Origin of the sequence: Synechococcus sp. Nb3U1, from assembly GCF_021533835.1 — a bacterium.
Lineage (GTDB): Bacteria > Cyanobacteriota > Cyanobacteriia > Thermostichales > Thermostichaceae > Thermostichus.
Map to the genome: position 1 here is coordinate 657,466 of NZ_JAKFYQ010000002.1, position 25,682 is coordinate 683,147.

28 protein-coding genes and 1 tRNA gene are annotated in these 25,682 nt (G+C 55.8%); 17 read left to right on the forward strand and 12 right to left on the reverse strand.

Translation table 11 applies throughout. The annotated features are described in order from the left end of the window. Positions 1 to 27 precede the first annotated feature (27 nt). From pip to L1047_RS13655, 4 genes are all read left to right on the forward strand, one after another. Positions 28 to 978 (forward strand): prolyl aminopeptidase, encoded by a 951-nt coding sequence (gene pip, locus L1047_RS13640; protein WP_235279507.1) that lies wholly within the window; start codon positions 28 to 30, stop codon positions 976 to 978. Between the two features lie 254 nt (positions 979 to 1,232). Continuing rightward, on the forward strand, positions 1,233 to 1,781 hold the full coding sequence (locus L1047_RS13645) for a PDZ domain-containing protein (protein WP_235279508.1): 549 nt from the start codon (positions 1,233 to 1,235) through the stop codon (positions 1,779 to 1,781). A gap of 130 nt (positions 1,782 to 1,911) precedes the next feature. Beyond that, positions 1,912 to 2,127 carry a hypothetical protein gene (locus L1047_RS13650; RefSeq protein ID WP_235279509.1) on the forward strand — a complete coding sequence of 72 codons (216 nt, stop codon included), beginning with the start codon at positions 1,912 to 1,914 and terminating at the stop codon, positions 2,125 to 2,127. Continuing rightward, the gene (locus L1047_RS13655) at positions 2,124 to 3,749 is read left to right on the forward strand and encodes a hydantoinase B/oxoprolinase family protein (RefSeq protein ID WP_235279510.1); all 1,626 of its coding nucleotides are present in this window, start codon (positions 2,124 to 2,126) and stop codon (positions 3,747 to 3,749) included. Before L1047_RS13650 ends, L1047_RS13655 begins: the two co-directional genes overlap by 4 nt. On the opposite strand, the gene L1047_RS13660 is transcribed toward L1047_RS13655, so the two are convergent. Then, positions 3,712 to 4,059: a thioredoxin family protein gene (locus tag L1047_RS13660; protein WP_235279511.1), complete on the reverse strand. Its 348-nt coding sequence runs from the start codon at positions 4,057 to 4,059 to the stop codon at positions 3,712 to 3,714. The genes L1047_RS13655 and L1047_RS13660 overlap by 38 nt on opposite strands. 40 nt (positions 4,060 to 4,099) lie before the next feature. After that, positions 4,100 to 4,834 (reverse strand): NnrU family protein, encoded by a 735-nt coding sequence (locus tag L1047_RS13665; protein WP_235279512.1) that lies wholly within the window; start codon positions 4,832 to 4,834, stop codon positions 4,100 to 4,102. A gap of 66 nt (positions 4,835 to 4,900) precedes the next feature. On the opposite strand from L1047_RS13665, the gene psb27 reads away from it, so the two are divergent. Together psb27 and L1047_RS13675 are read left to right on the forward strand one after the other, a co-directional pair. Then, positions 4,901 to 5,302, forward strand: coding sequence for a photosystem II protein Psb27 (gene psb27, locus L1047_RS13670; protein WP_235279513.1), 402 nt, complete (start codon positions 4,901 to 4,903; stop codon positions 5,300 to 5,302). A gap of 205 nt (positions 5,303 to 5,507) precedes the next feature. Then, positions 5,508 to 6,020, forward strand: coding sequence for a YHS domain-containing (seleno)protein (locus L1047_RS13675; RefSeq protein ID WP_235279514.1), 513 nt, complete (start codon positions 5,508 to 5,510; stop codon positions 6,018 to 6,020). A gap of 57 nt (positions 6,021 to 6,077) precedes the next feature. On the opposite strand, the gene L1047_RS13680 is transcribed toward L1047_RS13675, so the two are convergent. The 4 genes from L1047_RS13680 to L1047_RS13695 form a co-directional block, all read right to left on the reverse strand. Further along, positions 6,078 to 6,866 (reverse strand): sensor histidine kinase, encoded by a 789-nt coding sequence (locus L1047_RS13680; RefSeq protein ID WP_235279515.1) that lies wholly within the window; start codon positions 6,864 to 6,866, stop codon positions 6,078 to 6,080. Between the two features lie 129 nt (positions 6,867 to 6,995). After that, a complete protein-coding gene (gene prmC, locus L1047_RS13685; RefSeq protein WP_235279516.1) occupies positions 6,996 to 7,928 on the reverse strand; it encodes a peptide chain release factor N(5)-glutamine methyltransferase in 933 nt (310 codons plus the stop codon). A 12-nt stretch (positions 7,929 to 7,940) separates the two neighbouring features. Further along, on the reverse strand, positions 7,941 to 9,077 hold the full coding sequence (mazG, locus tag L1047_RS13690) for a nucleoside triphosphate pyrophosphohydrolase (RefSeq protein ID WP_235279696.1): 1,137 nt from the start codon (positions 9,075 to 9,077) through the stop codon (positions 7,941 to 7,943). Next, a complete protein-coding gene (locus L1047_RS13695; protein WP_041438119.1) occupies positions 9,058 to 9,279 on the reverse strand; it encodes a DUF2949 domain-containing protein in 222 nt (73 codons plus the stop codon). The genes mazG and L1047_RS13695 overlap by 20 nt, the downstream gene beginning before the upstream one ends. A gap of 566 nt (positions 9,280 to 9,845) precedes the next feature. Between L1047_RS13695 and L1047_RS13700 the strand changes: the two genes are divergently transcribed. The 10 genes from L1047_RS13700 (at position 9,846) to rsmD (ending at position 17,750) form a co-directional block, all read left to right on the forward strand. Next, positions 9,846 to 10,082: a DUF3148 domain-containing protein gene (locus tag L1047_RS13700; protein WP_235279517.1), complete on the forward strand. Its 237-nt coding sequence runs from the start codon at positions 9,846 to 9,848 to the stop codon at positions 10,080 to 10,082. Positions 10,083 to 10,309: 227 nt separating this feature from the next. Beyond that, a complete protein-coding gene (serA, locus tag L1047_RS13705; RefSeq protein WP_235279518.1) occupies positions 10,310 to 11,890 on the forward strand; it encodes a phosphoglycerate dehydrogenase in 1,581 nt (526 codons plus the stop codon). Between the two features lie 51 nt (positions 11,891 to 11,941). Beyond that, complete coding sequence (locus L1047_RS13710) at positions 11,942 to 12,124, forward strand: hypothetical protein (RefSeq protein WP_235279519.1); 183 nt, start codon at positions 11,942 to 11,944, stop codon at positions 12,122 to 12,124. A 38-nt stretch (positions 12,125 to 12,162) separates the two neighbouring features. Next, positions 12,163 to 13,500: a TldD/PmbA family protein gene (locus L1047_RS13715; RefSeq protein ID WP_235279520.1), complete on the forward strand. Its 1,338-nt coding sequence runs from the start codon at positions 12,163 to 12,165 to the stop codon at positions 13,498 to 13,500. Continuing rightward, positions 13,497 to 14,300, forward strand: coding sequence for an MBL fold metallo-hydrolase (locus L1047_RS13720; RefSeq protein ID WP_235279521.1), 804 nt, complete (start codon positions 13,497 to 13,499; stop codon positions 14,298 to 14,300). The genes L1047_RS13715 and L1047_RS13720 overlap by 4 nt, the downstream gene beginning before the upstream one ends. Continuing rightward, positions 14,297 to 14,737, forward strand: a complete 441-nt coding sequence (locus L1047_RS13725) for a DUF2358 domain-containing protein (RefSeq protein ID WP_235279522.1) — start codon at positions 14,297 to 14,299, stop codon at positions 14,735 to 14,737. The genes L1047_RS13720 and L1047_RS13725 overlap by 4 nt, the downstream gene beginning before the upstream one ends. 64 nt (positions 14,738 to 14,801) lie before the next feature. Further along, a tRNA-Ser gene (locus L1047_RS13730) sits at positions 14,802 to 14,886 on the forward strand. A 587-nt stretch (positions 14,887 to 15,473) separates the two neighbouring features. Then, positions 15,474 to 16,244 (forward strand): HEAT repeat domain-containing protein, encoded by a 771-nt coding sequence (locus tag L1047_RS13735; protein ID WP_235279523.1) that lies wholly within the window; start codon positions 15,474 to 15,476, stop codon positions 16,242 to 16,244. 79 nt (positions 16,245 to 16,323) lie between these two features. Beyond that, positions 16,324 to 17,199 carry a Sll0314/Alr1548 family TPR repeat-containing protein gene (locus L1047_RS13740; protein ID WP_235279524.1) on the forward strand — a complete coding sequence of 292 codons (876 nt, stop codon included), beginning with the start codon at positions 16,324 to 16,326 and terminating at the stop codon, positions 17,197 to 17,199. Continuing rightward, entirely contained in the window at positions 17,196 to 17,750 is a 555-nt protein-coding gene (rsmD, locus tag L1047_RS13745; RefSeq protein ID WP_235279525.1) for a 16S rRNA (guanine(966)-N(2))-methyltransferase RsmD, read from the forward strand. The genes L1047_RS13740 and rsmD overlap by 4 nt, the downstream gene beginning before the upstream one ends. On the opposite strand, the gene L1047_RS13750 is transcribed toward rsmD, so the two are convergent. Together L1047_RS13750 and glgA are read right to left on the reverse strand one after the other, a co-directional pair. Continuing rightward, positions 17,747 to 18,364, reverse strand: coding sequence for a hypothetical protein (locus tag L1047_RS13750; RefSeq protein ID WP_235279526.1), 618 nt, complete (start codon positions 18,362 to 18,364; stop codon positions 17,747 to 17,749). The two genes, rsmD and L1047_RS13750, sit on opposite strands and share 4 nt — an antisense overlap. Before the next feature lie 57 nt (positions 18,365 to 18,421). After that, positions 18,422 to 19,966 (reverse strand): glycogen synthase GlgA, encoded by a 1,545-nt coding sequence (gene glgA, locus L1047_RS13755; protein ID WP_328286074.1) that lies wholly within the window; start codon positions 19,964 to 19,966, stop codon positions 18,422 to 18,424. Between the two features lie 228 nt (positions 19,967 to 20,194). Between glgA and psbD the strand changes: the two genes are divergently transcribed. Continuing rightward, positions 20,195 to 21,253, forward strand: coding sequence for a photosystem II D2 protein (photosystem q(a) protein) (psbD, locus tag L1047_RS13760; RefSeq protein WP_235278340.1), 1,059 nt, complete (start codon positions 20,195 to 20,197; stop codon positions 21,251 to 21,253). Positions 21,254 to 21,398: 145 nt separating this feature from the next. Here the strand turns inward: psbD and thiM are convergent, their stop codons facing one another. The 4 genes from thiM to L1047_RS13780 are packed head-to-tail and all read right to left on the reverse strand — an operon-like array spanning position 21,399 to position 25,267. Beyond that, positions 21,399 to 22,256, reverse strand: coding sequence for a hydroxyethylthiazole kinase (thiM, locus tag L1047_RS13765; protein WP_235279527.1), 858 nt, complete (start codon positions 22,254 to 22,256; stop codon positions 21,399 to 21,401). Positions 22,257 to 22,289: 33 nt separating this feature from the next. Then, positions 22,290 to 22,856, reverse strand: coding sequence for a shikimate kinase (locus L1047_RS13770; protein WP_235279528.1), 567 nt, complete (start codon positions 22,854 to 22,856; stop codon positions 22,290 to 22,292). A 38-nt stretch (positions 22,857 to 22,894) separates the two neighbouring features. Continuing rightward, positions 22,895 to 23,530, reverse strand: a complete 636-nt coding sequence (locus tag L1047_RS13775) for a riboflavin synthase (protein ID WP_235279529.1) — start codon at positions 23,528 to 23,530, stop codon at positions 22,895 to 22,897. Positions 23,531 to 23,548: 18 nt separating this feature from the next. After that, complete coding sequence (locus L1047_RS13780) at positions 23,549 to 25,267, reverse strand: ABC-F family ATP-binding cassette domain-containing protein (protein ID WP_235279530.1); 1,719 nt, start codon at positions 25,265 to 25,267, stop codon at positions 23,549 to 23,551. Between the last annotated feature and the right edge of the window lie 415 nt (positions 25,268 to 25,682).

Genomic DNA, 25,682 nt, shown 5'->3' on the forward strand with positions numbered 1-25,682 from the left:
CCTGTTTTTCTTCGTAGGATCCCTGGCATGTTGCGCGATCTCTACCCTCCCATCCAGCCCTATGATCAGGGCATGTTGGTGGTTTCGCCCCTGCATACGCTGCACTACGAGCAATGCGGGGATCCGGCGGGTAAACCGGTCATTTTTCTCCATGGAGGGCCGGGGGGCGGCATTGACCCCGTGTATCGGCAGTATTTCGATCCCCAGCGTTGGCGGGTGGTGTTGTTCGATCAGCGCGGGTGCGGGCAAAGTCGCCCCTATGCAGAGCTCCGGGAGAATACCACCTGGGATCTGGTGGCGGATATCGAAAAGCTCCGCCAGCACCTGCAGATCGAGCGCTGGGTGGTATTTGGGGGCAGTTGGGGGAGTACCCTTGCTCTCGCCTACAGCCAAACCCATCCAGAAGCCTGTCTGGGGCTGATTTTACGGGGCATTTTTTTGCTGCGCTCGTTCGAGATTCGCTGGTTTTATCAATCAGGAGCCAGCCACCTCTTCCCAGAAGCTTGGCAGCATTACTTGGCGCCGATCCCGCCCGAAGAACGGGACGACCTCCTGGGGGCTTACCATCGTCGCTTAACCCACCCTGATCAAGAGGTGCGCTTGCAGGCAGCGCGGGCTTGGGCCATTTGGGAGGCCAGCACCAGTAAGCTAATCCCTAGCCCTGATCTAATCCAACGGTTCGGACGGGGGGAATTTGCCGAGGCCTTTGCCCGCATCGAGTGTCACTACTTTGTCCATCGAGGTTTTCTGGATCCCGAAGATCAATTGCTCAGGGGTGTGGGGCGGATCCGCCACTTGCCGGGGGTAATTGTGCAGGGTCGCTACGATGTGGTGTGCCCGCCTATTTCTGCCTGGGAGCTGCACCAGGCTTGGCCCGAAGCGGAGTTTCAGGTGATCCCGGATGCTGGACACTCCATGACCGAACCTGGGATCCGCTCCGCCCTGATCGACGCTACCGATCGATGGGCTGGCCTTTGAAACCCTGAGAGGATCCGGGACAACCTGAGTTCTGCTGGGGATCCCAAAAGATTGAAGAATTGCAACACGAATGCCAGCAAAAACCTGGGATCCAGTCCAGAAGCACGGCCAAGCCTATCGACAGTTGCCGATTTTGGGTTTATCACTGAGGGAAGGGTGGCGCCAAACTGCCCCAGTCAAGCTTTCCGCCGTCTTGATTGAGACTTGTGCGGTCTCCGAGCTCATTCTTTTTTTGCCGTTTCCAGGGTCGATCCATGCAGAAACCAACCCATCTGTTCAAGCTTGCCCTAGCCCTGCCCGCCTCCTTGTTGCTGGCAGATGCAGTTGTGGCCTACCCCTGCGACTCGGTTGGGGGTGAAGCCTACAACTCCTACAGCCCCACAGTTCAGGTCACCAGCCACAGCGCCAACGGCTTTACGGTTCAAGTGGTTCCGGCTTCCTTCACCAATGCCATCGCCAATGGTTTCATTGGCATTGCTATCGAGGCAGTGGAGGATCAGCCAGCCCAAACTGCGCTTGGCCGTCGGTTGTTGGGATCCGCTCCCACGGTTCGGGGTGTACGAGTGGTGGGGCTGCTCAATGATGGCCCTGCACAACTGGCAGGCTTAGCCCATGGAGACATTTTGATTGGGGTGGATGGCGAGCGGGTCACCTCTGTGCAGCATGTGCAGCAGATCATCCAAAATATCCCGGTTGGCCAATCGGTGCCGATTACCTTCCGCCGCGGGGGACGGGTGCTGTCTACGGTGGTGGCGGTGGGAGATGGCCGTGTGTTGCGGCCCCTGATGTTGCAGCAGCAGTGATCCCAATGATCTTGGTGATCTTGTAGATGTAGAGGTTGATCTGAGAGAAATGTGGGCGGTCTGGGTGGTTTGTGGCTTGAATGGGCTGCTTTTCATTGCCTTGATCGCTCTTGTTCCTATGGTTTGGGCCTTGAGATCGGCCCTCTTGGCCACTGCTCAGGCCATGGATGAGTGGAGCGAAGCGGCTCAAGGGGCTTTGGCTCCCACTCCCGCCGAGTTATTGCGCCTGAAGCAAAGTTTGCAAGAAAGTCGAGCTACCCTTACCCTCTGGCAGCGGCGGTTGCAGTTTTGGCAGGGGATCCGCCGGATGGTGTTTTGGGTTAAGGACAGATTTTATCCGAGATGAGCGATAGTTCGTCCCTAGCCAATCCGATCCGACTGCAGGTGATGGCCAATGCCCTGGCGGGGATCGCTGAAGAAATGGGGGCACGCCTGATTCGCGGTTCCTATTCCGCCAATATCAAAGAGCGACGAGATTGTTCCACGGCTTTGTTCGATGCTCAGGGATCCTGTATCGCTCAGGCGGCTCATATTCCGGTGCATTTGGGGGCGCTCTCGGAGGCAGTGCAGGCAGTTATCGCAGCTGATCCGCGGTCAGGGGATGTGTTCGTCCTCAACGACCCCTATCAGGGGGGATCCCATTTGCCGGATCTGACGGTGGTGACGGCTATTCCTGCCTTGGAGGCAGCCGCTGTCATTTGTGCTTACGCGGTCAATCGTGCCCATCACGCCGACATTGGCGGCATGCGTCCTGGGTCTATGCCCGCCGATTCCACAGAGATTTGGCAGGAGGGCCTGGTGATCCCGCCGGTACGGTTGGCTCGCCTGCAGGCATCGGGAGCTTTGGATTGGAACGAGGATCTGCTGCGCCTGATCTTGGCCAATGTGCGCAATGCCGAGCAGCGCCGTGGAGATTTACAGGCCCAGGTGGGAGCCAACACGATTGGCTTAAGACGGTTTCGGGAGCTGCTGGCCCAGTTTGGGGAGACAGAAGCTTGGCAGTTGATCACCGGGGTGATCGATTACAGTTGCCAGCGGATGCAGGCCCAAATTCGGGCCTTGCCGGATGGGGTCTATACGGCAGTGGATCAACTGGAGGGCTACGGGGATCCTCCAGAGCCGATCTGGATTCGCGTCCAAATTGAGGTCAAAGGAGACAGCCTGCGGGTGGATTTTGCGGGTACGGATGCGGCCACAACCGGAAACCTGAATGCCCCTTTGGCGGTAACCCGGTCGGCGGTATTGTTTGCTCTGCGCTGTTTGTTGGATCCCTCCGCCCCCAGCAATGCCGGGTTAGAAGCGCCGATCGAGATTGTTGCTCCCTCGGGCTGCCTGGTGAATGCTGAGTTTCCGGCGGCAGTGGCGGCGGGCAATGTGGAAACCTCGCAGCGCATTGCCGATATTGTGTTGCACGCCTTAGCCCCTGTGGCGGGATCCCTGAGCATTGCCCAAGGGCAGGGCACCATGAACAATTGCGTGCTAGGCAACCGCCACTTCACCTACTACGAAACCCTGGGGGGTGGACAAGGTGCCAGCTCCCTTCGGCCCGGCCCGGACGGGATCCACGTCGGCATGAGCAACACCCTCAATACCCCGATCGAGGCCCTAGAAATGGAGTATCCCCTGCGGGTGATCCGCTACGAGTTGCGCCAAGACTCCGGTGGCCATGGCCGACAGCGAGGCGGCTGGGGACTGACCCGTTCCCTGCGGGTTTTAGAAGATTGCACCCTGTCTCTGCTTACCGATCGTCGCCACCACGCCCCGCAAGGGGAAGCCGGTGGGGGTTCTGGACAGGTAGGGATCAATCTCCTCAACGGGGATCCCTTGCCCAGCAAAATTAGCCGACCTTTACAAGCGGGGGATGTGATCACACTGCACACTCCTGGGGGGGGCGCCTGGGGATCGATAGATTCCACAGCGGGGGCGGAGACTAACGGGATCCCGTGCTCAGACAGCGGAGGTGAGTGAGGAATAATTGCTCACAGCGGCGCAACACCTCATCCCGACTGGCGAAGTGCTCCAGCCTTTGCACTTCTTGACCTTTCTCAAACAAAATCAAGGTAGGCAGAGACTGCACCTGATAGCGACGAGAGAGCAAAAAATTCTCATCCACGTTCACCCGCACCACCTTAACGGCCCCCTCCCATTCGGCTGAGAGACGCTCGGTAATCGGCTGGATGAACCGGCACAACCCACACCAAGGAGCGCCGAAATCCACCAAAACCAATCCAGCACTCGTCAAAAGTTCTTGATTAAAGGTATCTAATGCGACTTGCAAGATCGCGGCTCCCAAACTAAAGAAGTTCTTTGGGATCATGCTACCAGGCAACTTGGCTGGCTGCAGACACCATTTGTGTATGGAAGGCGTAAAGAATCAATACAAAGCTGAACACACCCAGGTAGGCCCAGCGGAAAAATTCTCGCGGGCGCAGTTGCTGCCGCTGCTGTAGAATCGCCAAGCCGGGGATCACGGAGGTGCGGGCCTTGAGCTCCCGGAAGGATTGGCCATATTTCCGCTCCAGTCGGTGATCCCCGTGCCAAACCGCAAACAGATGATAAGCAATTAAACCTACTGAGGCCACCACCATAAAACTGGATCCGATCCAAAGGGAATGGGCCACACACCAAATCACTTGGCCGACCATTTGCGGGTGACGGGTGATGCGCGTGATCCCCGTCTCAAACAGATAAATTTTCGGTTTTTGAATGGCGGCAATTTCCAGCAAGTTAAAGGTGGCTGGGTACAGAAAGAAAAAAGAGAGCGCCGATAAGATCACCACGGTGGTGTGGATGCCGGGGACAGCTTGTAGATTCCACAGGATAACCCCGTCGTAGCGATGGTTAAAAAAGTAGATCAACAGCAGCAGCGCCAAACTGATGCTCACTAAAGCGAAGAGGACTCGATACAGGCGGGCTCCGATCCACTCCTCTCCCCAAGGACGCAAATAGGCCAATCCGCTGTGGGCACAGGCAAAACCCAGGATTAGGGCCAGCATCGTCCAATGGGATCCGTAGGAGGTTAGCAGGAGATCGCCGGATAGGGTGAGCTGCATGGGTGGTTTGCTCCTCTTTCGCCACTGCCTGTCTTATGCTTAAAGATAAGTTACATTGGGCTTCCCATGCTTAAAACCTTTTTTCTGCGTCTTGTTGGCCTGCTCTTATCCGTAACCCTTTTGCTGGGCTTGGTGAATCCAGAGGCTCAAGCGGCCCGCCTCACGGGCAAGTATTACGAAGACGGCATGACGATGATTCAAACCCTGCGCACCGTTCTTTCGGAAGGGGATCCCTTGATGAACCCGGAAGAGGCTCGCGCTGAGGCGATGGAGGCGATTCAAGAATTTTCTGGGCGCTATCACGGCCAACGCTACGATAAGCTGCAATCTTTCACCACCCTGCGCACCGTGTTTAATACTCTGGCTTCCCAGTACCGCATGTCTAATCGTCCGCTGAAGCCGGAGCGAATGGAGCGGGTATTGATGCAGCTGGATCGGGCAGAAGTGGCGTTGCGGCGGGAAGGCTAAGCCAGAAGCTGATGATTTTGATGAATCTGATCCCGATCACAGGCAGACTTCTCTCCCACCTCCTAGAGTGATCTTGATCAAACTGGCTCAGGAACTTCTCATCAACCCTTCAGTGCTCTTCAAGGTTCGGATCTGAAACTGAGAATCAGGAGGGCTAGACAGTTTTGCTGAGGATCCCTCGGCCTGGAGAATTTGGGAGGTTGTCATGCGCAAGACTCAATGGATGGTTCTTTCGGCGGTATTGGCTGTTGGGATCGGGTCAGCCATTCTCACTCGAGTACAAACCCCTACGGTTCAGGCCCAGACAGCGGTGATTGCCTTCGGAGTAGAGGCGGGATCCGATGGGCCTTTTTTTGCTCCTGATGGCCTGGCCATTCGGGGTTACGACCCAGTGGCGTACTTCATCGATGCGCAACCGGTACAGGGTTCTGCTGAGCACGAATGGGCATGGGGTGGAGTGACCTGGAGGTTTGCCACTGCCGACAATTTGGAGCGATTTCGCAACAACCCGGAGCGATTTGCGCCCCAGTATGGAGGATTTTGTGCTTGGGCGGTGGCCAATAACTATCTTTACCCGGTCGATCCCTTCGCTTGGCGGATTGTAGACAACAAACTCTACTTGAATGCCAATCAGCGGGTGCAGCGCAACTGGGAACGGGATATTCCGGGATTTATTGAGAAAGCCGATCTCAACTGGCCGGGCCTCCAAAATCCGTAACCCTGCGGGCTGACGATTACATTGAAGCATTTACACTGACATTGGGACGCCACTGTTTCAGGCGGTGCGCAACAGCACCTTGATCCCCACCCGGTAGATGCCGCTCTCGCAGAGTTCCAGATGGCCCCCCATCTGGCTGAACAACCGTTCGCTCACCCGCCAAGCGGCGCTGACATCCGGTTCGATCGGCACATGGCATCGTCCCTCTAGGCTCCATTCCAAGCACAGTTGCCCTTCTCGTTCGGGAGAGAGATAGGCTTGCAGGGCCATTGAGCCGTAGCGTAGGGTGCGAATGCCCCATCGACACACCCCTAACAAAGCCTGCACCAAGCCATAGGGATCCGCCCAGACCGTCAAGGTTTCAGAGAGAGGGGGTAGATCCGGGACTTGAGGTTCGGTTTCATGAACACGTGGATGCAACGCTGGCCACTCGTAGCGGATGCCCTGATCCTGTGCCTGGAGACGGGTAAGGCTATGTACATCCTGCAAGATTGGGTAGAGCGGAATGGGCTCTGGCTGTAGGGGTTGAATGGGTAGATGGTGGCGAGCAAGACGGGTGTATTCCTCCAGGAGCTGAATTAGTCGAACCACACCCTCTTTGGCACTTTGAATGTATTCCCGTTCCTCTTCCGGGGAATCACAGAGATCGGACAACACCAATTGCAGGGATCCCATTTGGCTGCTGAGGGGGTTGCGCAGCTCGTGGCCAATACTGAGGAGCAACTCCTGTTGAAAAGCCCGCATCACTTCTGATCGTTCAAAGGCAAACTGCCAATCTACTGCCTCTTTGCTAGAGGTCAGGAGGGTATCTTGGGGGCTATCCGGTTTAGAGCCAGCTGAGCGCAACGATTTCCTCACACAGAGAAGGTGACCAGGAGAGCTGAGGATCCCGCTTGTTGTCGAGTTTTGCTCTCGAACCAATCTAACCCACACGGATCCTATCCTGAATGCAGAAACCAGGCCAACGGGATCACCCTATGAACTGGGCATGAAATGGGCACTCACCACCCGCTCGATCCCCGCCAGATCCGCGTGAACTTGAATCTGCTGGTAACACCCCAGAGCTTGTAACTGCTCCACCACCCAGCAGGCTTGTCCCTGCATCACCTCCACTGCCCAAAAGGAGTTCGGGGCCAGATACTCAGGCGCTCTTTGGATCAGCACTCGCAGAGCATCCAATCCATCCGGGCCACCATCTAGGGCTTGCTGGGGTTCGTGCCAACTCACTTCCGGCATCAGGTTAGAGATTTCGCTGGAGGGAATGTAGGGTGGGTTTGAAAGTAGGCCGCGCAGCCGATTTCGCCAGGGATCCAAAGGGACAAACCAAGAACCGGACAGTAACTGCACCCGTTTCTCTAGGGTATGAGCGGCCACATTGGCTGCTGCTACTCTCAACGCCTCTGGGCTGGAATCGACCGCCAAGAGCCGCAGATCGGGGTGTTGACGGGCCAAGGCAATGGCAAGGGCTCCACTGCCGGTGCCTAGATCGACAAAATAGGATCCCTGGGGCAAAGGGTTGGCTTGCAGCCAAACAGAGGCCTGCTCCACCAGCAGTTCCGTTTCCGGGCGCGGGATCAACACCGCCGGGGTCAACTGCAGACTCAACCCCGCCCACTCAACCTGCCCCAACAGGTATTGCAGGGGGATTCGTTCTTCCAGGCGCCGTTGCCAAAGAACTTGTACTTCCTCTAAGGGATCCCAATCCCAAGCTGAATCCTGCTCCCCAAGCTTGACCACAGGAGCCTGGCCCATAAGCCGCTGCAAGGGCCCCCAGCCCAGCTTTTCCCGAAGCAGAATATCTACCTCTTCTCGGGGGATCCCAGCCGCTTGGGCTGCACCCATGGCTTGTAAACGCCACTCCTGTAGCCTGGCAACTGCCGACCCTTCCGGTAGGGATCCCATATTCATATTCAGAAGCCATCAGGGATGTTGTTGTTTGGCCTGCTGCCACAGGGCTTCTAGCTGTTCTAGGGTGCGGCCCTTGAGGACATTGGAGAAGCCTGCCCCATTATTGAGAGGTTGAGCATGGTCGGTAGGATCTGGAGGAGTTAGAGGGCCACCGGATCCCGCATCTGCCTGTTCTCGAGCCAATTCTTCCATACGCAAAAACCGATGGGCAAAGCGCAGGTTGGTTTCTGTCAAAGCTTGGGCGGCATCCAGCTCATACCAACGGCCCAAGTTGACCAGCGCAAAAAAGAGATCTCCCAGTTCCGCCTCTTGGCGAGAGGGATCCGGATTAGCCTGCCCCAGTTCTTGGCGCAACTCGGCTTCTTCCTCTCGGATTTTGGCCCAGATTCCTTCTACCTCCGGCCACTCAAACCCCGCCCCCACCACTTTACGAGAAATCTTCAGGGCAGCCATTAAAGGGGGCAAACTTTGGGCGTAGTGCAGGAGTTTTTGGCCGAGGGTTTGATCCGGTTGCTCAGTTTGCTTGATGTCTTCCCAGGTTCGGTGCAGCTCGGGTAAATCTGCGATCACAGCATCCCCAAACACATGCGGGTGACGACGGATCAACTTATCGGCAATGCCCGCAGCCACAGCTTCTAGATCAAAGTGCTTCTGCTCAGCAAAGATCTGGGACTGCAACACCACCTGCAACAGCAAATCCCCAAGCTCATCGGCAATAGCAGCGGGATCCCCGGCTCGAATGGCGGCTACCGTTTCATAGGCTTCTTCAAGAATATAGGGGGTGAGGGATTCTGGGGTTTGGGCGCGATCCCAGGGGCATCCTTCAGGGGCACGCAACTGAGCGACAATAGCAGCCAAACGGCTCATGTGCTGGACAGAAGAGCAACGCTCCAGGTAAAGATGGGTAAAACGGTCTGATGCTTGCGGATCCCAGCTTTGTAGCGTCAGTGGCCCAGCCACCACCTCTAGGTCTTCCGCGAGCAAGGTCAGAGATCGGCCAGGCGCACAAACCGACCGTAGAGCGTCACGTAGTTCAGTTGGATCTTTCCCTCCACAGCTTTTCAGCAACAGGGATCCCTGCCCAGCGATCGACCACTGCGCCAGATGGTTTTGCCAATCGGGCTGAAGACTATCCAGCGTTTGCAGCATGGTCAAAAGGGTAGGTACGGCCCAAATCCAAGAGACGGCTGAGCTGCTCGAGATCGATAAAACTCAGTTCCAAAAGGATCATCAGCAACGGCCCCTGCTGACGATGCTGCAATTTTTTGGCGAGGCTTAGTTGGGAACGGTCGATAATACCCGTTTCCAGTAGATATTCTTCAAGAGCGGGTGGGGGGATGGGATCTAGCATGGTTCTTTTGGGGTGCTGGGGAGGGGACAGGGAAGAAACTGAGAAGATAGCAAACTTATGTAATTATTCTTAACACTTTTCAAGAAATTCGGCAAAGGTCAGGCTGGCGAATGGGCCAAAGGGGAGATTGCCAAGCTCTTTGTGGGCAGTTCCCCGATAGGAACCCCCTCGAATTGCGAGGGCAAATGAGACTTCTGTATCTAGGGACACAAAAAATGGATGGGAAGGGGTCACGGAATAATAGCAGGTTTAGGGTCGATTGACAGTATCTTAAGGTGTTGCCGATTTTTTCTCTTCCGAGAAGCTACTTAGCCTTGACAAGGCGTCACTTTGTTGTTCCATCAATTCCAGAATTTGGATAAAAAATTTGCATTGACCCTTCAGGGATCTGATTCGCTGCAATCTCGAGAAACCTGATCAGCAAAGGCTTTCAGATTTTTTGCCTCACCGGCCTGGCCCCTCTGGGATCCCCTCTGATACCTTGGTTTGCTGTGGATCACGGCCCAAATATTCACAATTCTTTAATCTCAGTTAAGCTAGAGATGGTTGTGTGCGCGGAGCCGCTCATGTCAGAGGTTCAAGGTCTGCTGCCGGTGGGGGCGACGGTTCAGGTGGTGGAGATGCCCCCGTATCTGAAAACGGCTGATCCGATGCCGATGCTGCGCTCGGCCAACCTGATCCAACTGCACGAGCAAGGGGTGGTTTTACAACGGCGGCTCTTGGGTACCTACAGTGTGCAGTTTGCCAATGGCATTTTTTTGATCGATGGGAAATATCTTGCTCCAGTGGGATCCTCTTCTTGAGGCACTGCTCTCTTTTCGGGGCTGACTGGGATTTGTTGGCTGTTCTTAATCTCAAGGAACCGTAGGCCTTTCTGGAGAAGTGAGTCTTAAACTTGCCGGCGGACTTTCGCGGTAGATTAAAGTGTGCTGGTTGTGATTGAGTCAGAATCTGGCTCAATGGGTGGGAGCCACCCCGAGGCCTGTTACCCTGACCCTTTTCTCTGCATTCCGTTAGGCTAGCGTTGCTCATGCCCAAAGTTATCGTCACGGATCCCATCGATCAGGCTGGAATCGATATTCTCTCCCAAGTGGCCCAGGTGGAGGTACAAACGCAACTCACCCCCGAGCAGTTGATCGCAGCCATTCCCAACTACGATGCCATCATGGTGCGCTCCGGTACGCGGGTTACCCGGGAAGTCATCGAGGCGGGCGTCAACCTCAAGATCATCGGTCGTGCTGGGGTAGGGGTAGATAATATCGATGTGCCGGCGGCAACCAAAGCCGGGATCCTTGTCGTCAATTCCCCGGAAGGCAACACCATTGCTGCTGCCGAACACGCCATCGCCCTGATGATGGCACTCTCCCGCCATGTGCCGGATGCCAACGCCTCGCTCAAATCCGGCCTGTGGAAACGGCAAGAGTTTGTTGGGGTAGAAGTTTACAAAAAAACGCTGGGGATCGTCGGGCTGGGCCGGATCGGCTCCCATGTGGCCCAGATTGCCAAAGCCATGGGCATGAAGTTACTGGCCTTTGATCCCTACCTTTCCATGGAGCGAGCGGAGCAGTTGGGGGTGCGCTTGGTGGACTTCAAAACCCTAGTGCAAGAATCCGACTACATCACCCTGCACATTCCCAAAACCCCCGAGACCACCCATCTTTTTAATGCAGAAACCTTCAGCCTAATGAAGCCGACCGCCCGCTTGATCAACTGTGCCCGGGGCGGGTTAATTGATGAGCAAGCCCTGTACGAGGCCATTACCTCGGGTCAAATTGCTGGGGCGGCACTGGATGTGTTTGCCTCCGAACCTCTCAAAGAGTCGCCGCTATTTTCCTTGGGCAAGGAAGTGCTGCTCACTCCCCACTTGGGCGCCTCTACCGAAGAAGCGCAGGTGAATGTGGCCATTGATGTGGCGGAGCAGATCCGGGATGTGTTGTTGGGGTTGCCAGCCCGTTCGGCGGTGAATATCCCCGGTTTACAGGCGGAGGTGCTGCAAAGCCTCAGGCCCTACCTGGACTTGGCGGAAACCTTGGGCAACTTGGTCGGCCAATTGGCCGGGGATCGCGTCAGCCAGTTGGAAATCCGCTTGCAGGGGGATTTGGCGGAAAAAGATGGTCAACCAATTATCGTTGCTGCTCTAAAGGGGTTGCTCACCCTTGCCTTGCGGGAGCGGGTCAACTATGTCAATGCCTCTATCGAGGCCAAAGAGCGGGGTATTCGGGTGGTGGAAACCCGGGATCCGGCCCTCAAGGATTATTCGGGATCCCTGAGGTTAACCGCCCATGGCCCCAATGGGATCCGCTCGGTTTCCGGGGCACTCATCGGCGAACGGGAGGTGCGGGTCACTCAGATCGACGAGTTCCCGATTAACGTTCCGCCTTCTGCCAACATGCTCATGACCCTGCACCGGGATATGCCGGGGATCATCGGTCGCATCGGGGCGCTGCTGGGGGCCTACAACGTCAATATTGCCAGTATGCAGGTGGGGCGTAAGCTGATTCGGGGTGAAGCGGTAATGGTACTCAGCCTGGATGATCCGCTGCCGGATGGGATCATCGAGGAAGTACTGAAGCAACCAGGGATCCGGGATGCCTTTGTGGTCAATCTCTAATCCCCCAGATGGCTGGAGTTAGCCCACCGACTAACCTTCGCAGAGGCCAGAATGAGATCTGTATCCAGTCGGATCTGGACAAGGGATCCAACAGGGGGAGGCAGCTCTGGCCTACTGGGTAAGTCCAGTCCAGTGCTCGAAGTGGAAATTCGGGCCTTGCCAGCACGGCAACGGGAAGCTTTGGTGAAGTTGAGGAGCCTGGGGGATCTGACCGCGTGGCTGGCCCACTCGTAGGAACCCTAGTAGAAATTGATCTTAAGGAGTCAAGTCTTGTGCAAGTAGAGGTATTGGCAGAACAAGCACAAAGCTGTGCAAAACGTCTGGGGATCCATCAATTTGATCTGTACGGGGCGCAGGTGGATGAAACCAGCGTGCAGGTGGATCAAGGGGATCCCCGCCAGGTGAAAGCCTCCAATCGCTCTAGCGTGACGGTGCGGGCCTGGAATGACCAAGGGCAGGTGGGAGTAACCTCCACGACTGATGTGGATGAGGCGGGCTTAGAACTGGCTCTGCAGACGGCTTTTGAGGCCAGCCACTTTGGCCTACGGGAACATGCACCCCAATTTAGCCCCGAAGCCACCCTGCCCATTGCCCAACCCTCCAACGACAAAGCGCCACTGGCTCTGGCCAGCGACCTCTTGGAGCAATTGGTGGCCGCCGAAAAAGAATTGCTGGGATCCCATCCTGCCATTCAGGGGGTGCCCTACAATGGCTTAGCCCAGCGCCAAATTGATCGCTTTTACCTCAATAGCGAACAAGCCCTACGGCAGGAAGGCCATACCCTCACTTCGGTGTTTCTCTACAGCAAAGCCGAGCAGGAGGGCCGCAAACCCCGTAGTGGGGGAGCCCTGCGGGTCAGCCGCAGCCTAGAGGAGTTGGATATTCAGGGCTGTGTCAAGGAAGCTGCCGAGAAATTGATCAGCCACCTGGACTATGAGCGGATCCCTTCCGGCAAATATACCGTGGTCTTTTCCGGAGAGGCGTTTCTGAGTTTGCTAGGGGCGTTCTCCAATTTGTTCAATGCCCAGAGCATTTTGGATCATCAAAGCCTATCCACCCCAGAGTCTTTGGGCACTGTGGTGGCCTCACCGCTGCTCTCGGTGTGTGACGATGCGTTGCACCCAAGTAAGGTCGGGGCGATTAGTTTTGATGGGGAAGGCACCCCTACCCGCCGGATTCCCTTGATTACCAATGGTGTGCTCACCCACTTTCTCCACAGCGCTGGCACGGCCAAACGGTTGGGCGCTCAGCCGACTGGACATGCCAATATCGGCTCCAAGGTCACGGTGGGATCCCATTACTACCATGTGTTTGCTGGATCCCCGCCGGAAAGCACCTATGACCTGTCTACTGCCGAGAATGTTGTCTGGATCGATGAACTACAAGCCTTGCACGCTGGGGTCAAACCCTTGCAGGGATCCTTCTCGCTGCCTTTTCAGGGCTGGTGGGTTCGCAATGGGGAGCGCATCAGCATTGAAGCGGCCACAGTAGCAGGGGATTTTTTGCAGGTCTTGAAATCCATTGTTTATGTGGAGCCCGAGCCACAACTGACTCCAGGGGGTTTGTGCCCGCGCATCTGGGTTACCGATCTCTCCATTACTGGACAATGAAACTCACCCGTATCGATCTCAACAGTTGGCTAATCCAGACCGAAGGGCAAACCCTGCTGCTGGATCCGTGGTTGGTGGATCCCTTGGTATTCCTGGGGTTGCCCTGGTTCATCCGCATCCAGCACCGCAATCCGCCTCCTTTCACACCGGAAACCCTACCCCAAGTCGATGGCATTCTGCTCAGCCAAGCCCAGCCGGATCATTGCCACCCCCCTACCCTGCAACGCTTGGATAAACGGATCCCCGTTTTGGCCTCTCCGGCAGCGGCCAGTGTAGTGCGTGGTTTGGGCTTTGCCTCGGTACAGGCTCTGGCTCCCTGGCGGTCGGTGCAGTGGGGAGATGTGCGTATCACGGCGGTTCCTGGCGCTCCCCTGGGGCCGATCCGCGAACTGGGCTACCTGCTTGAAGAAGAGAAATCCCAGACTCGGCTTTACTACGAACCGCACCTGTCCGAGCCGGATATCCGCCAACGACTACAGCAGGAATTCCATCCCATCTATACGCTGCTTATTCCGGTGGTGGGGCAGGTTTTCCCCCTTTTGGGAGAGGTAATCATGGGGCCAGAACGGGCCTTGCAAGTGGTGGAAGCGCTGCATCCCAGACAGGTGGTGCCAACGGCGATGGGAGAGGTGGTTTACTCCGGCTGGTTTGCTTCCCAAATTCGCACCCTCGGCAGCTTAGAGGAATTTCGGGAAAGGCTGGGATCCCTAAATGCCTACGCAAGAACCTCCATCCAGTTGTGTTGCCCTGCCCCCGGAGAAACAGTGACTTTGTCCACATCCACAGAGGCGATGGCATGAGCACTTCTTCTCAAGCTAGCCCCCCCAGGGATCCCGGCCCCGATCTGCTGGTCGTTTTGCGAGAGGACTATGCCCGTTTTCCAGAAAATCAGACCTACTCTATTTATGATCCGCAGGTGTATTTCAAGGATCCCGTAAATGAATTTCGTGGCCTGAGTCGGTATCAACAGATGATTGCTTGGATGGGACGTTGGTTTCGAGATATTCGCCTCGATTTGCACGAGATTCAGCAAACCGGCGCTCAGATCCGCACCGAATGGACCTTGAGCTGGTCGCTACCTTTACCTTGGCATCCCCGTCTGCAGATCCCGGGTTGGACAGAGTTGCACATCAATGAAGCTGGGCTGATTGGATCCCATATTGACTATTGGCGCTGTTCCCGTTGGGATGTCTTGGGTCAAGTGTTCTGGCCCAGGGATCCCAGCAGATCCCGTTAGATGATCAATTCGTCTGCTAGAATCACAAAGCTGACTTTTTAGCCCTAGCTGAGTCACGCCTTTTGGAGAGATGGCCGAGTGGTCGAAGGCGCAGCACTGGAAATGCTGTGTGGGGCAACTCACCGTGGGTTCGAATCCCACTCTCTCCGTCTCTAATGGGTCGTTGCCGCAACTCACCGTGGGTCAGGCCATCCGGCCCGCTGAAGCGAACAAATCCCACTCTCTCCGGGATTAAAGTCCTGCCCCTCTTTGGTCTCGATCAAACCCACGCAACCAGAATAGGAAAGCAAGCTTGGCAGAGCTATCAGGTAGGCAAGCCTTGGGTATTTAGGGTGACCCTCCACTGGCAGGGATCCGACTGTGGAACTCTAGGCTTGTGCCCCTCTTCCATCCAGACCTCTGATAGGTGTATCCAGATTAATCTCCTCTTGTCTTGCTGCTCAAAAGCGAAGCGAAAACTGCGGTCTCCCTCGAACGCAAGCGCGGCGGATCCCTCGGCACACTCAGGTTACCTCTCTACAATGAGAAACATCCCGCAACCCATAGCAAAAACTGGGTGGTAGGGGGCTGGCGCTTTTGTTATCCTGTCGCATAAGTTCCCCCTCTAGCCCGACTCGGGATCCACAGGGGCAATTTGGCAGATTCTGCCCGGCACTCGACGCTGGCGAAACCCGCAACTACTGGCGCGAACGTGGCGTAGCTGTTATTGGCAGGCTTGGAGAGAGGATATCACCCGATGTTTACTTGGCTCTGGACGAAACAGTTTTCTCGAATGAACCAGAGGCTACAGACTTTGGAGTTAGCTCGTGAGGAAAACCTTTTATCCCCTGATCTGAGCGCTCAAACCCTGCAAGTAGCCCCTGACTTTTGGGAACGGCAACATCAAGCCTTTGTCTACGTGGATAAGCAAATTCAGAAGGTGAGCCGTCGCAGCAAGATCTGGGGGGGGATGGCGTTGCTGGCCATTTTGGCGGATGCAGCGTTGGTGGTAGCAGGCCTGACAGCGATTCAGTCTTTGCAGCAGGTGCGGGCCGACCAGAGCTTAACTCGCATTTCCCAGCAGGCGACTGTCCCGGATCCTGTTCAGCAAGCCTTTGATGATCTGGTAGCTCAACTGCCACAGATGAGCGTGGCAGAGCGGTATCGTGCCCTAGAAGCTCTAAATGCCCTCTCGGCTATCTCGATGGCTCGCAGTGGCAGTGGGTATTACTACGGCAGTTCAGGAATGTCTGTATATGGCTCTGCTCCCACAGCGGCAGCTAACCCTCTCGAGGCTCAACTGCAAACCATTTACCAACTGGGTCAAATGCGCTCGGTGGAGGCTGTGCCGGCTTTGGTGACCAAACTTTCGGATGGTGATGCGGCGGTACGGGAGGCGGCAGCTCGTGCCCTGGGGCAAATCGGGGATCCACGCGCCCTCGATCCGCTGCATAATTTGCTGGCTCAAGAGCCCAATGAATTGGTTCAAGATGCAGCGATTGGTTCGATTGCACAAATGCTCCGCTGAGGAGCGTTCTTGGGGAATAGCCGGTTGGTCGTGTAGGTTGTGTGTGGTCTGGGTTGAGGCATTGGGGATGAACATGGGTATGACAGGCAGGCTGGGTAGGCTGCTGGGAGCTGCTCTTTTGGTTTGGGGATCCGCACAACCTGTTTGGGCACAGGATCCCTTCCGCGAGGGGGCCAATGCGCGGCAGATCAGCCCAGAGGTGGCGGCGGCCTTTGAAGAGTTCTTTTGCGCGGGGCGCTATAGCCAAAGTCGGGAGAAGTTGGAAACTGCCAGAGAGGCATCTCCTGAGGAACCGATGGTCTATGCCCTGTTGGCGGCACTGGCCTATCAAGAGGGGGATATGCAGGAGTTTGCTCAGTTGGCCACCCAAACTCGGCAGGTGGCCGCAGAGCTGAAGAAAACGGATCCCCTGCGCGGCAATCTTTACGAAGGTGTGGGCTATGGGCTGGAGGCAGCCAATACGGTGGTGCGGGATGGCGTGGTGATCGGCTTGCCCAAGGCTCTGCCGACCCTGAATCAACTGTTTGCCTCCATTCGAGCAGCACAGGCGGTGGATGGCAGCGATCCGGAACTGAACCTTTTGAATGGCTATATGGATCTGTTGCTCACCTACCGGGAAAAGGCCCTGAACCAATTTCAGTTGGCGGCCCCCCAGTATATGTCCTACCGCGGGCAAGCCTTGGCCTATCGGGATATGCAGCGCTACGCAGAGGCCCTTGAGGCGGTGGATCAGGCGATTGCCACTTCCTGTGACAACCCGGAGTTGTACTATTTGAAGGCGCAAATTTTGGTCTCTCAAGGGGAGGATCGCGAGGCGGTACCCTTGTTTGACCAAGCTTTGCAAGCCTCTGCCCAATTGCCGGAGCCGCTGGTGGCTCAAATTCAGATGGAACGGGATCGCGCCGCCCAACGAGGAGGATTGACCGGTCAGTTGCCCGCTACGGCTACCCCATGAGTTTACGAATTAGTGGCAAACGAGAACTGCAAACCCCAGAGGGTTTAGCGACCCGGCCCACACCTTCTCGGGTACGTCAGGCCCTGTTCAACATTTTGCAAGGACGGGTGGAAGGCTGCCGCTGGCTGGATCTCTGCTGTGGAGCAGGTACGGTGGGGGCAGAAGCCCTGTGCCAGGGGGCTGCTTTTGTGGCCGGCATTGAAATTGCCGCTCCTGCCTGTCGGATCATCCGGGCCAACTGGGCCAAAGTGGCGCAGCCGGAGCAAGCTTTTCAAGTGATTCAGGGGGATGCCCGCAAGTTGCTCAATCGGGGGTTGGCATTGGATCCTTTCGATTACGTTTATTTTGCTCCCCCCTATGAGGCGGGGCTGTATACGCCCCTGCTGCCCCTCATCCCACCCCTGCTTAAGCCAGAACAAGGGATCTTGATTGTCGAGCATCGCACCGGTTACGAACTTCCCGAACAAGTGGGATCCCTGCTGCGGTCTGACCAGCGCACCTACGGGCAAACCACCCTGGCTTTTTACCGTGACCTTGCAGACTGGCTCTAGCTGGGGAAAGGGGTGCTGACGAAGCCAATTTCCAGCAGTTGTTGATAGGCTTGGCTCCCCAGTTCGCGGGTTGGTCCCTGGCTGCCGATCACCTGGATCAGACGTCCCACCGCTTCTTCTGGGCGTCCTGAGGCTCGGTAGACAACGGCCAAATCGTAAGCAGCTTGATCCCGTTCTTGAGCGGCAACACGGGCCAGTTCCCGCTGTTCTTCCGAAATGCGGTTTTGGATCCCGGCGAAGGCCCGCGACAGCTCCTGATGATAGTTGGAGCGCTGGTTGTAGGCATCGAACACCTGTTGTAGGAGTTCAGCAGCCCGGTCGTAGTTTTGCGCTTGCAAGGCGGCGTCGGCTTCTGCAGCCAGTTGCTCAGCTCGTAAAACGCTGAGGGTGCTGCTGGGTTGCTCTAAAGCCCGGAACTGCTGTGGATTGGGGATGAGCTGTTGCCCAGATGGGGAGGGCAATTGCTGGGCGGTAGCCCAAAAGCCGGAACCGACCCCAAGAGCAAGACCCAAGAAAAGGCCAAGGAACAGACGTGTCCAAGAACGGCGCAGAAAGTCAAACCCATGTCCAATCATTTGCAGGTAGTCCTCAAAACCTTTTTTGACCCGTTCCAATTTACCTCACTCTCATTCCCCCAGTGCTGCCTCCATCCGTATGGAGAAACCTGTTGCTCAACCCTTGACGGAGCGGGGCTGGGGGGGGATGGCGCTGCTAGGCCTAGGCATTGGCGCTGCTTTGCTGTTGGCGGTGTCACTAGCTTGAACCGCTTCAGATTCCTGGGTGGATAGGGCTACTTCCGGCAACAGCGGCAAGTTCAGGATCAGCTCATACATGTGGATGTATTCCAGCGCCGACCATTGCCAACTGAAGTTGGTGGCCATGCCCCGCTTTTGTAGCGCTTGCCAGGTCTCTTTATGCTGGAAGGCTTCCCAAGCCCGTGCCAGGCAAGTATAAAAATCCAGGGCTTCGTAGCGATCAAAACAGTAGCCGGTACCAATCCCCTTGCTGGGCACATGATGGCTAACGGTATCCACCAACCCCCCTGTGCGCCGCACAATCGGTACACAACCGTAGCGCATGGCGATCATCTGGCTGATGCCACAGGGCTCAAAGCGGCTGGGCATCAGAAAAGCATCCGCTCCCCCGTAGATCAACTGGGCCAATTTCGGTTGGTAGCCCTGCTGATAGGACATTTTATTGGGATGGCGTTCGGCCATTTCCCGAATCCGCCCTTCGTAGTAAGCTTCGCCACTGCCTAGCACCACACATTGAGCATCGCTGTAGGCCAAAAAGCGATCCAGAGCTTGAACCAACAGATCAATACCCTTTTGCTCCACCAGACGGGCTACCATCCCCAGCGTGAATACCTCTGGATTGGCCGCCAAACCCGCCTGAGCCTGTAGAGCCGCTTTATTCGCTGCTCTTCCCTGCAAATCTGAGAGGCTAAAGGTGGCGACCAGGTTGGGATCCGTACTGGGATCCACTTTGTTCAGATCAATACCATTCAAAATGCCCCGTAGGCGTTCCCCTTTCCAGGCCAGCAGATCCTGTAAACCCTCACCGTGCAGAGGGGTGCGAATCTCCATCGCATAGGTGGGAGAAACGGTATTCACCTGATCGGCGTAGAGGATCCCAGCAGCCATGGCATTGTGGGCGGAAAAATACCAGGGCAGCCAGGTCATGCGTTCCAGTTGCCAGCGCCAAGGCCCTTGATAGGCCAAGTTGTGAATGGTGAACACTGTGCCAATGTCAGAAGCTTGGTGCATCCAGGCCGGGATCATGGCTGTGTGCCAATCGTGGCAGTGAATGATATTCGGTTTCCAGGGGTAGTAGGTCCAGGCAAACTCGGCAACAGCGTTGGCAAAGAAGGTGAAGCGCCAGAACTCATCCTCGCCGTAATAAATGCGATGGGGGGCAAAAGCATAGTGACTGACCAAGTACAGTGGCACATCAGTCCCGGGCAGAACGCTCTCATAAATCTCGGCCACTTGACCCATCACTTGTTTGGCCCAAATGGGTGCTTGGGAGCGCCGGTATTGATCCGACTTCTCCCCAAATTGATCCCACAGGAAGCCATAAAACGGCATGATGATGCGTACATCCTGGCCTAACCCCCGCAAAACCGAGGGCAGGGATCCCACCACATCTGCCATGCCCCCCACCTTGGCCAGTGGTGCTGCCTCCGCCGACGCGAACAAAATCCTGGCTTGAACCACAATGACCTCCGTATTGTTCCGGATCCCAGCCCAGTTGCCTATAGCCAAAACCCTTCCCATCCTAAAACAGAAGGGATCCCTGCACCGGATGAGCAGTGGCTGGGCATAATTCTGAGATTGTGTTGCAGTTTCTTGATATTTCGTAAGATAGAAGGACGGTGACGCTCAGGGATCCTGGGCGCCGCCTGATCGCACTTCATTCGTTGTTATTCCGGAGACACTCATCTTATGACCATAGCGGTAGGACGCGTGCGTCAGGAGCGAGGATGGTTCGACATCGTCGACGACTGGCTCAAACGCGACAGATTTGTCTTTATCGGCTGGTCCGGCCTGTTGCTGTTCCCCTGCGCCTTCTTGGCCTTGGGCGGCTGGCTGACCGGCACCACCTTTGTCACCTCTTGGTACACCCACGGGTTGGCCAGCTCCTACTTGGAAGGGGCGAACTTTCTGACAGTGGCGGTTTCCTCGCCTGCCGACAGCATGGGGCACAGCCTGTTGCTGTTGTGGGGGCCAGAAGCGCAAGGGGACTTCACCCGCTGGTGCCAAATCGGGGGGTTGTGGACGTTTGTTGCCTTGCACGGGGCCTTTGGGTTGATTGGCTTCATGCTGCGGCAGTTTGAGATTGCTCGCTTGGTGGGGGTACGCCCTTACAACGCCATCGCCTTCAGCGCGCCGATTGCAGTGTTTGTGAGCGTATTTTTGATGTACCCGTTGGGGCAGAGCAGCTGGTTTTTCGCCCCCAGCTTTGGGGTAGCGGGGATCTTCCGGTTTCTGCTGTTTTTGCAAGGGTTCCACAACTGGACCTTGAACCCGTTCCACATGATGGGTGTGGCGGGTGTGCTGGGAGGGGCCTTGCTGTGTGCCATTCATGGGGCGACGGTGGAGAACACCTTGTTCCAGGATGGGGAAGGGGCGAACACCTTCCGGGCGTTTGAGCCGACGCAAGCGGAAGAGACCTATTCGATGGTGACGGCGAACCGGTTTTGGAGCCAGATTTTTGGGATTGCTTTTTCCAACAAGCGGTGGCTGCACTTTTTCATGTTGTTTGTGCCGGTGACGGGGCTGTGGATGGCCAGCATCGGGATTGTGGGGTTGGCGCTGAACCTGCGGGCGTATGACTTCATCAGTCAGGAGACGCGGGCGGCGGAGGATCCTGAGTTTGAGACGTTCTACACCAAGAACATTCTCTTGAATGAGGGGATCCGGGCCTGGATGGCGCCGCAAGACCAGCCCCATGAGCACTTTGAGTTCCCTGAAGAGGTGCTCCCCCGCGGTAATGCCCTCTAAGGTGAGCTACTAAGTTTTAAGTTTTTTGCCACGGATCCACCCCTGGCGAGCCCTGAATGGGTTTTGAATCAGTTTGAATTAGTCAAGTTTGCAATGTTTGGGGATCCTACAGACCTGCGGGCTAAGGGATCCCTGTTTTTTGGGATCAATTTGCCAAGGTAACTGCCGCTTGCACCTGCCCCCGTGCCGCGAGGGTGGATCCCTCCACCGCATCCAAAGCATCCAGAAAGGCCACCGCAAAACTGCCTGGTTGGCTTGCTCGTTCTGCCGCCAGCTCTGCTGCCACTGCAAAATGGGTATGGGCCGCCACCAAAGCCGTGAACGGATCAGAAGCTACCGCTCCATAGGCTGCAGCCAAGGCTCCCAAAGCACAGCCAGCCGCCGTGACTCGCGTCAAGAGTACATTCCCCCCGGCAATACGGACTAAGGTTGGGGTTTGGGTGGCACCAACCCGGCCCACTACGTAATCCACAGCGCCAGAGGCCGAAACTGCCCCAGCATAATCCAGTAACTTTACAGCAGAATCCATGGCGGCACTGGGATCCGCAGTGCTATCTACACCCCGCGCACCTTTTCCTAACCCTGCCAAGCCGAGGATTTCAGAAGCATTGCCACGAATCATCGCCGGATGATGCGCTAACAGCTCAAGAGCCACTCCCCCCCGCCAGGGCAACCCCCCCGCCCCAATCGGATCCAAGACCCAGGGTTTCCCTGCTTCCTGGGCTGCTGCGGCTGCCAAGCGCATTGCCTCCACCTGAGCTTGGGTAGGGGTACCTAGGTTGATCAGGACAGCATTGGCCACTCGCGCGAACAAGCCCGCCTCTTCCGGGTTGTCTACCATGGCTGGAGAAGCTCCCACCGCCAGCAAGGCATTGGCCATAAAGTTGGTGGAGACGCTATTGGTGAGGCATTGCACCAAAGGACACTGCGCTCGCAAGGCCACCTGAGCGGCGATCACATCTTGCAGGGTGGGCGCATGAGGAGTGAAAGCTGCCGAGGTCATGGGAAAGTTGTGAGTGCTGTGTATTTAGTTTAGTTAGCGGGAAGGGATCCCTTCCCGCAGACGGGCACGAATCGCTTGCCAAACCTGTTCTGCCAATTGGGGCAGACGGGTTTCCGATAGGATGGAGACCCGCACATCTGCCTGGGCATAAAAGGGCTGCCGCTGCTCCATAAGCCTGTGCAGAGTTACTTCCGGATCCGGCGTTTGCAACAGGGGGCGTTGGCCGGGATCCTTAAGCAGCCGTTCCCAAATCAGCGCGGGAGCCACATCCAGCCAAATGGTGAGGCCGTGGTGCAAGTAGCTCCAATTTTGGGGCCGTAGGACAATACCGCCTCCCGTGGCGATTACCAGCCGCGTGTAGCTGCTCAACTGGGCCAGCACCTGTGTTTCCAGATCCCGGAAAGCAGCTTCTCCTTGGTCAGCAAAAATCTGGGGAATGGGGCAACCGGCTATCTGCTCCACCAGCGCATCCGTATCGAAAAATTGAAATCCTAACTGTGTCGCCAGCTCGATCCCCAGAGTCGATTTGCCACTGGCCATCATACCAATCAAGTAGAGATTAACCCCCTGCAATCGCTCAGCTTCTTCTGGATGAATCATGATGAATCATGTGGATGAATCCTGAACACTTAGGAAAACTAAACATAGCCATGCTCGGCCAGAAATTCCAAAGAAATGGCACTTTCGGGTGAACCTAGACCCAACAATTTTTCCACATATTTGCCCAGCATATCTGCCTCCACATTCACCGGATCCCCAACTTGCAGCAGAGACAGATTGGTATTGCGGTAGGTTTGGGGAATCACAGCCACACTAAACCAGCATCCCCCCTGACGCACTTCCGCAATGGTGAGGCTTACCCCATTCACTGCCACACTGCCCTTGGGCACGATGTATCGACCGATATCGCCGGGAACCTTGAAACTCAGCTCCCAGGCATTGTTCGTTGCCACCTGATCCCACAGTTGCCCAACCCCGTCAATGTGGCCGCTGACAAAGTGCCCTCCCAGCTTATCCCCCACCCGCAGCGAAGGTTCTAGATTGACAGTGCGCTGGCCGGATCCCTGGCCCCAGATCGAGCGACGCACCGTTTCTGGAGACACATCTGCCAAAAAGCCATCAGGCAGAATCTCTACCACCGTCAGGCAGAGGCCATCCACAGCGATGCTATCTCCGTAAGCCAGTTGGGGCTGCAACTCTGGGCAGGTGATCTGTACCCGCGAAGGGCTAATCAACTGGGCTGTACCCATCCTTTGCACTAAGCCCGTAAACATTCAGATGTGCCTCCCCCTTTAGGCTTTGCTGGCTGCTTTTTTGGTTTTCTGTTTTTCCCGTTCTTTGGCACGTTTCTCAGCGGCTTTGGCAGCCTTTTCCGCAGCTATTTGTGCTTGCCGAGCCTTTTCTTTCTCTTCCTCGATTTTTTCTAGGTAGTAGTGATAATCTCCTTGATAAGAGATTAACTCGCCATCACGGATTTCTACAATTTTGTTGGCTACCTGAGAAATGAAGTAGCGATCATGAGAAACGATGATCACCGTTCCATCATAGTGCTGTAGAGCCTCCTCCAACATCTCTTTAGCTGGAATATCCAGATGATTAGTAGGCTCATCCAAAATCAGCAGGTTGGCTGGTTGCAACAACATTTTTGCCAGTGCCAAGCGAGCCTTTTCTCCTCCGCTTAAGGCTATCACTTTCTTAAAGACCGTATCACCACTGAACAAAAATCGACCCAGCAGAGTCCGCACTTCTTCGTTTTTCCAGTCGGGCACCTCGTCGTGGATCGTGTCCATGACAGTTTTGTTTAGATCTAGGGCCTCTGCTTGGTTCTGCTCAAAATAGGAGGGAATAACATTGTGCACCCCCAGCTTGACAGATCCCTCGGTAGGCTGCTCTAGGCCTGTGATCAGACGCAGAAGCGTGGATTTGCCAGCTCCATTCGGCCCTAAAAAGGCAACACGATCTCCCCGTTCAATCAACAGATTTGCCCCTAAGAAGAGGATCTTATCCCCATAGCTGTGGGTTAAATCCTTGATTTCTACCACCTCACGGCCACTGCGAGGGGCAGGCGGAAAGCGGAACTTAAGGGTGCGCACATCACCAACAGGAGCCTCGACGCGCTCGATCTTCTCCAGTTGCTTTTCACGGCTTTTGGCCTGGGTGCTGCGGGTGGCGCTGGCCCGGAAGCGATCCACAAAAGCTTGCTGCTTTTCAATTTCTTTTTGTTGCCGTTCGTAGGTAGCCTGCTGGGCTTCCCGTTGCTCGGCTTTTTGTAGAAGATATTGAGAATAGTTACCCAAGTAAGTGGTGGATACCCCTCGCTCAGTTTCAACAATTTGGGTGCAAAGTCGATCCAGGAACTCCCGATCATGAGAAACAATTACCATGGGGATAGTCAGGCTCTTCAAATAAGTTTCCAGCCACTCGATGGTTTCCAAATCTAGATGGTTGGTCGGCTCATCCAGAAGCAACAAATCCGGTTTTTGCAATAGGATTTTTCCTAAGCTCATGCGCATCTGCCAGCCCCCACTAAAGGCACTGACTAAGCGATCACCGTCTTCCGGCTCAAACCCCATTTCCGGCAAGATTTTATCAATGCGGGCATCCAGTTCATAACCATGCAAACTCTCAAATTGTCTCTGCAGGCGATCCATGCGGTGCAAGAGAGCTTCCAGCGTATCGGGATCCGCCTGTTCCATTTGCCGAGTAACTCGGGCCAGCTCCAATTGGATGCGATTTTCTTCCTCAAAAACCGTCCAAAACTCCTCCCGTACGGTGCGAGCAGGATCCACCTCAAACTCCTGGGTGAGGTAGGCAATGTGCAGGCTGGCGGGGCGAATCACTTCTCCGGCGGTGGGCTCTTCCTGACCGGAGATAATCTTGAGTTGGGTGGTTTTTCCGGCCCCGTTCACCCCCACCAAGCCGATGCGATCCCCGGGTTTCACCTCCCAGTTCACATCCCGGAGCACTTCGCCCGTCGGATAGATCTTGCTGATGTGTTCCAGTCGCAGCATGGTGTTCCTTGTGTGATCGATGTGGGATCGATGCCGATTTGGCCAAAAGCAGACAGGAGGCTCCGCCCCAACGAGAGTATGGCGTTTTCTTTACATTCCCCACCTGATCTTACGCAGTCCTGGGATCCACGTCCACGCACCGATACCCAGATCCCGCCCCATGCGCCAACCGGATCCCCTGCCACGGCAGCAGAGGAAGATGTAATCTATGTTACGATTTTTGGCAATTTTTGTTACACTCCTACTTGACGTGAAATAATAAAGAAGGCATTAAAGATAGATCGATTAGAGACAGATCAAAAACAGATTGATGATGTTCTCAAAAGCAGTTTTAATAATCAACTCACTCGTTGACTGATCTGGATACATTACCTGAAGTGGTTCTGAAGCGAGAAAAGAGCTTGTGCTCTTTCCC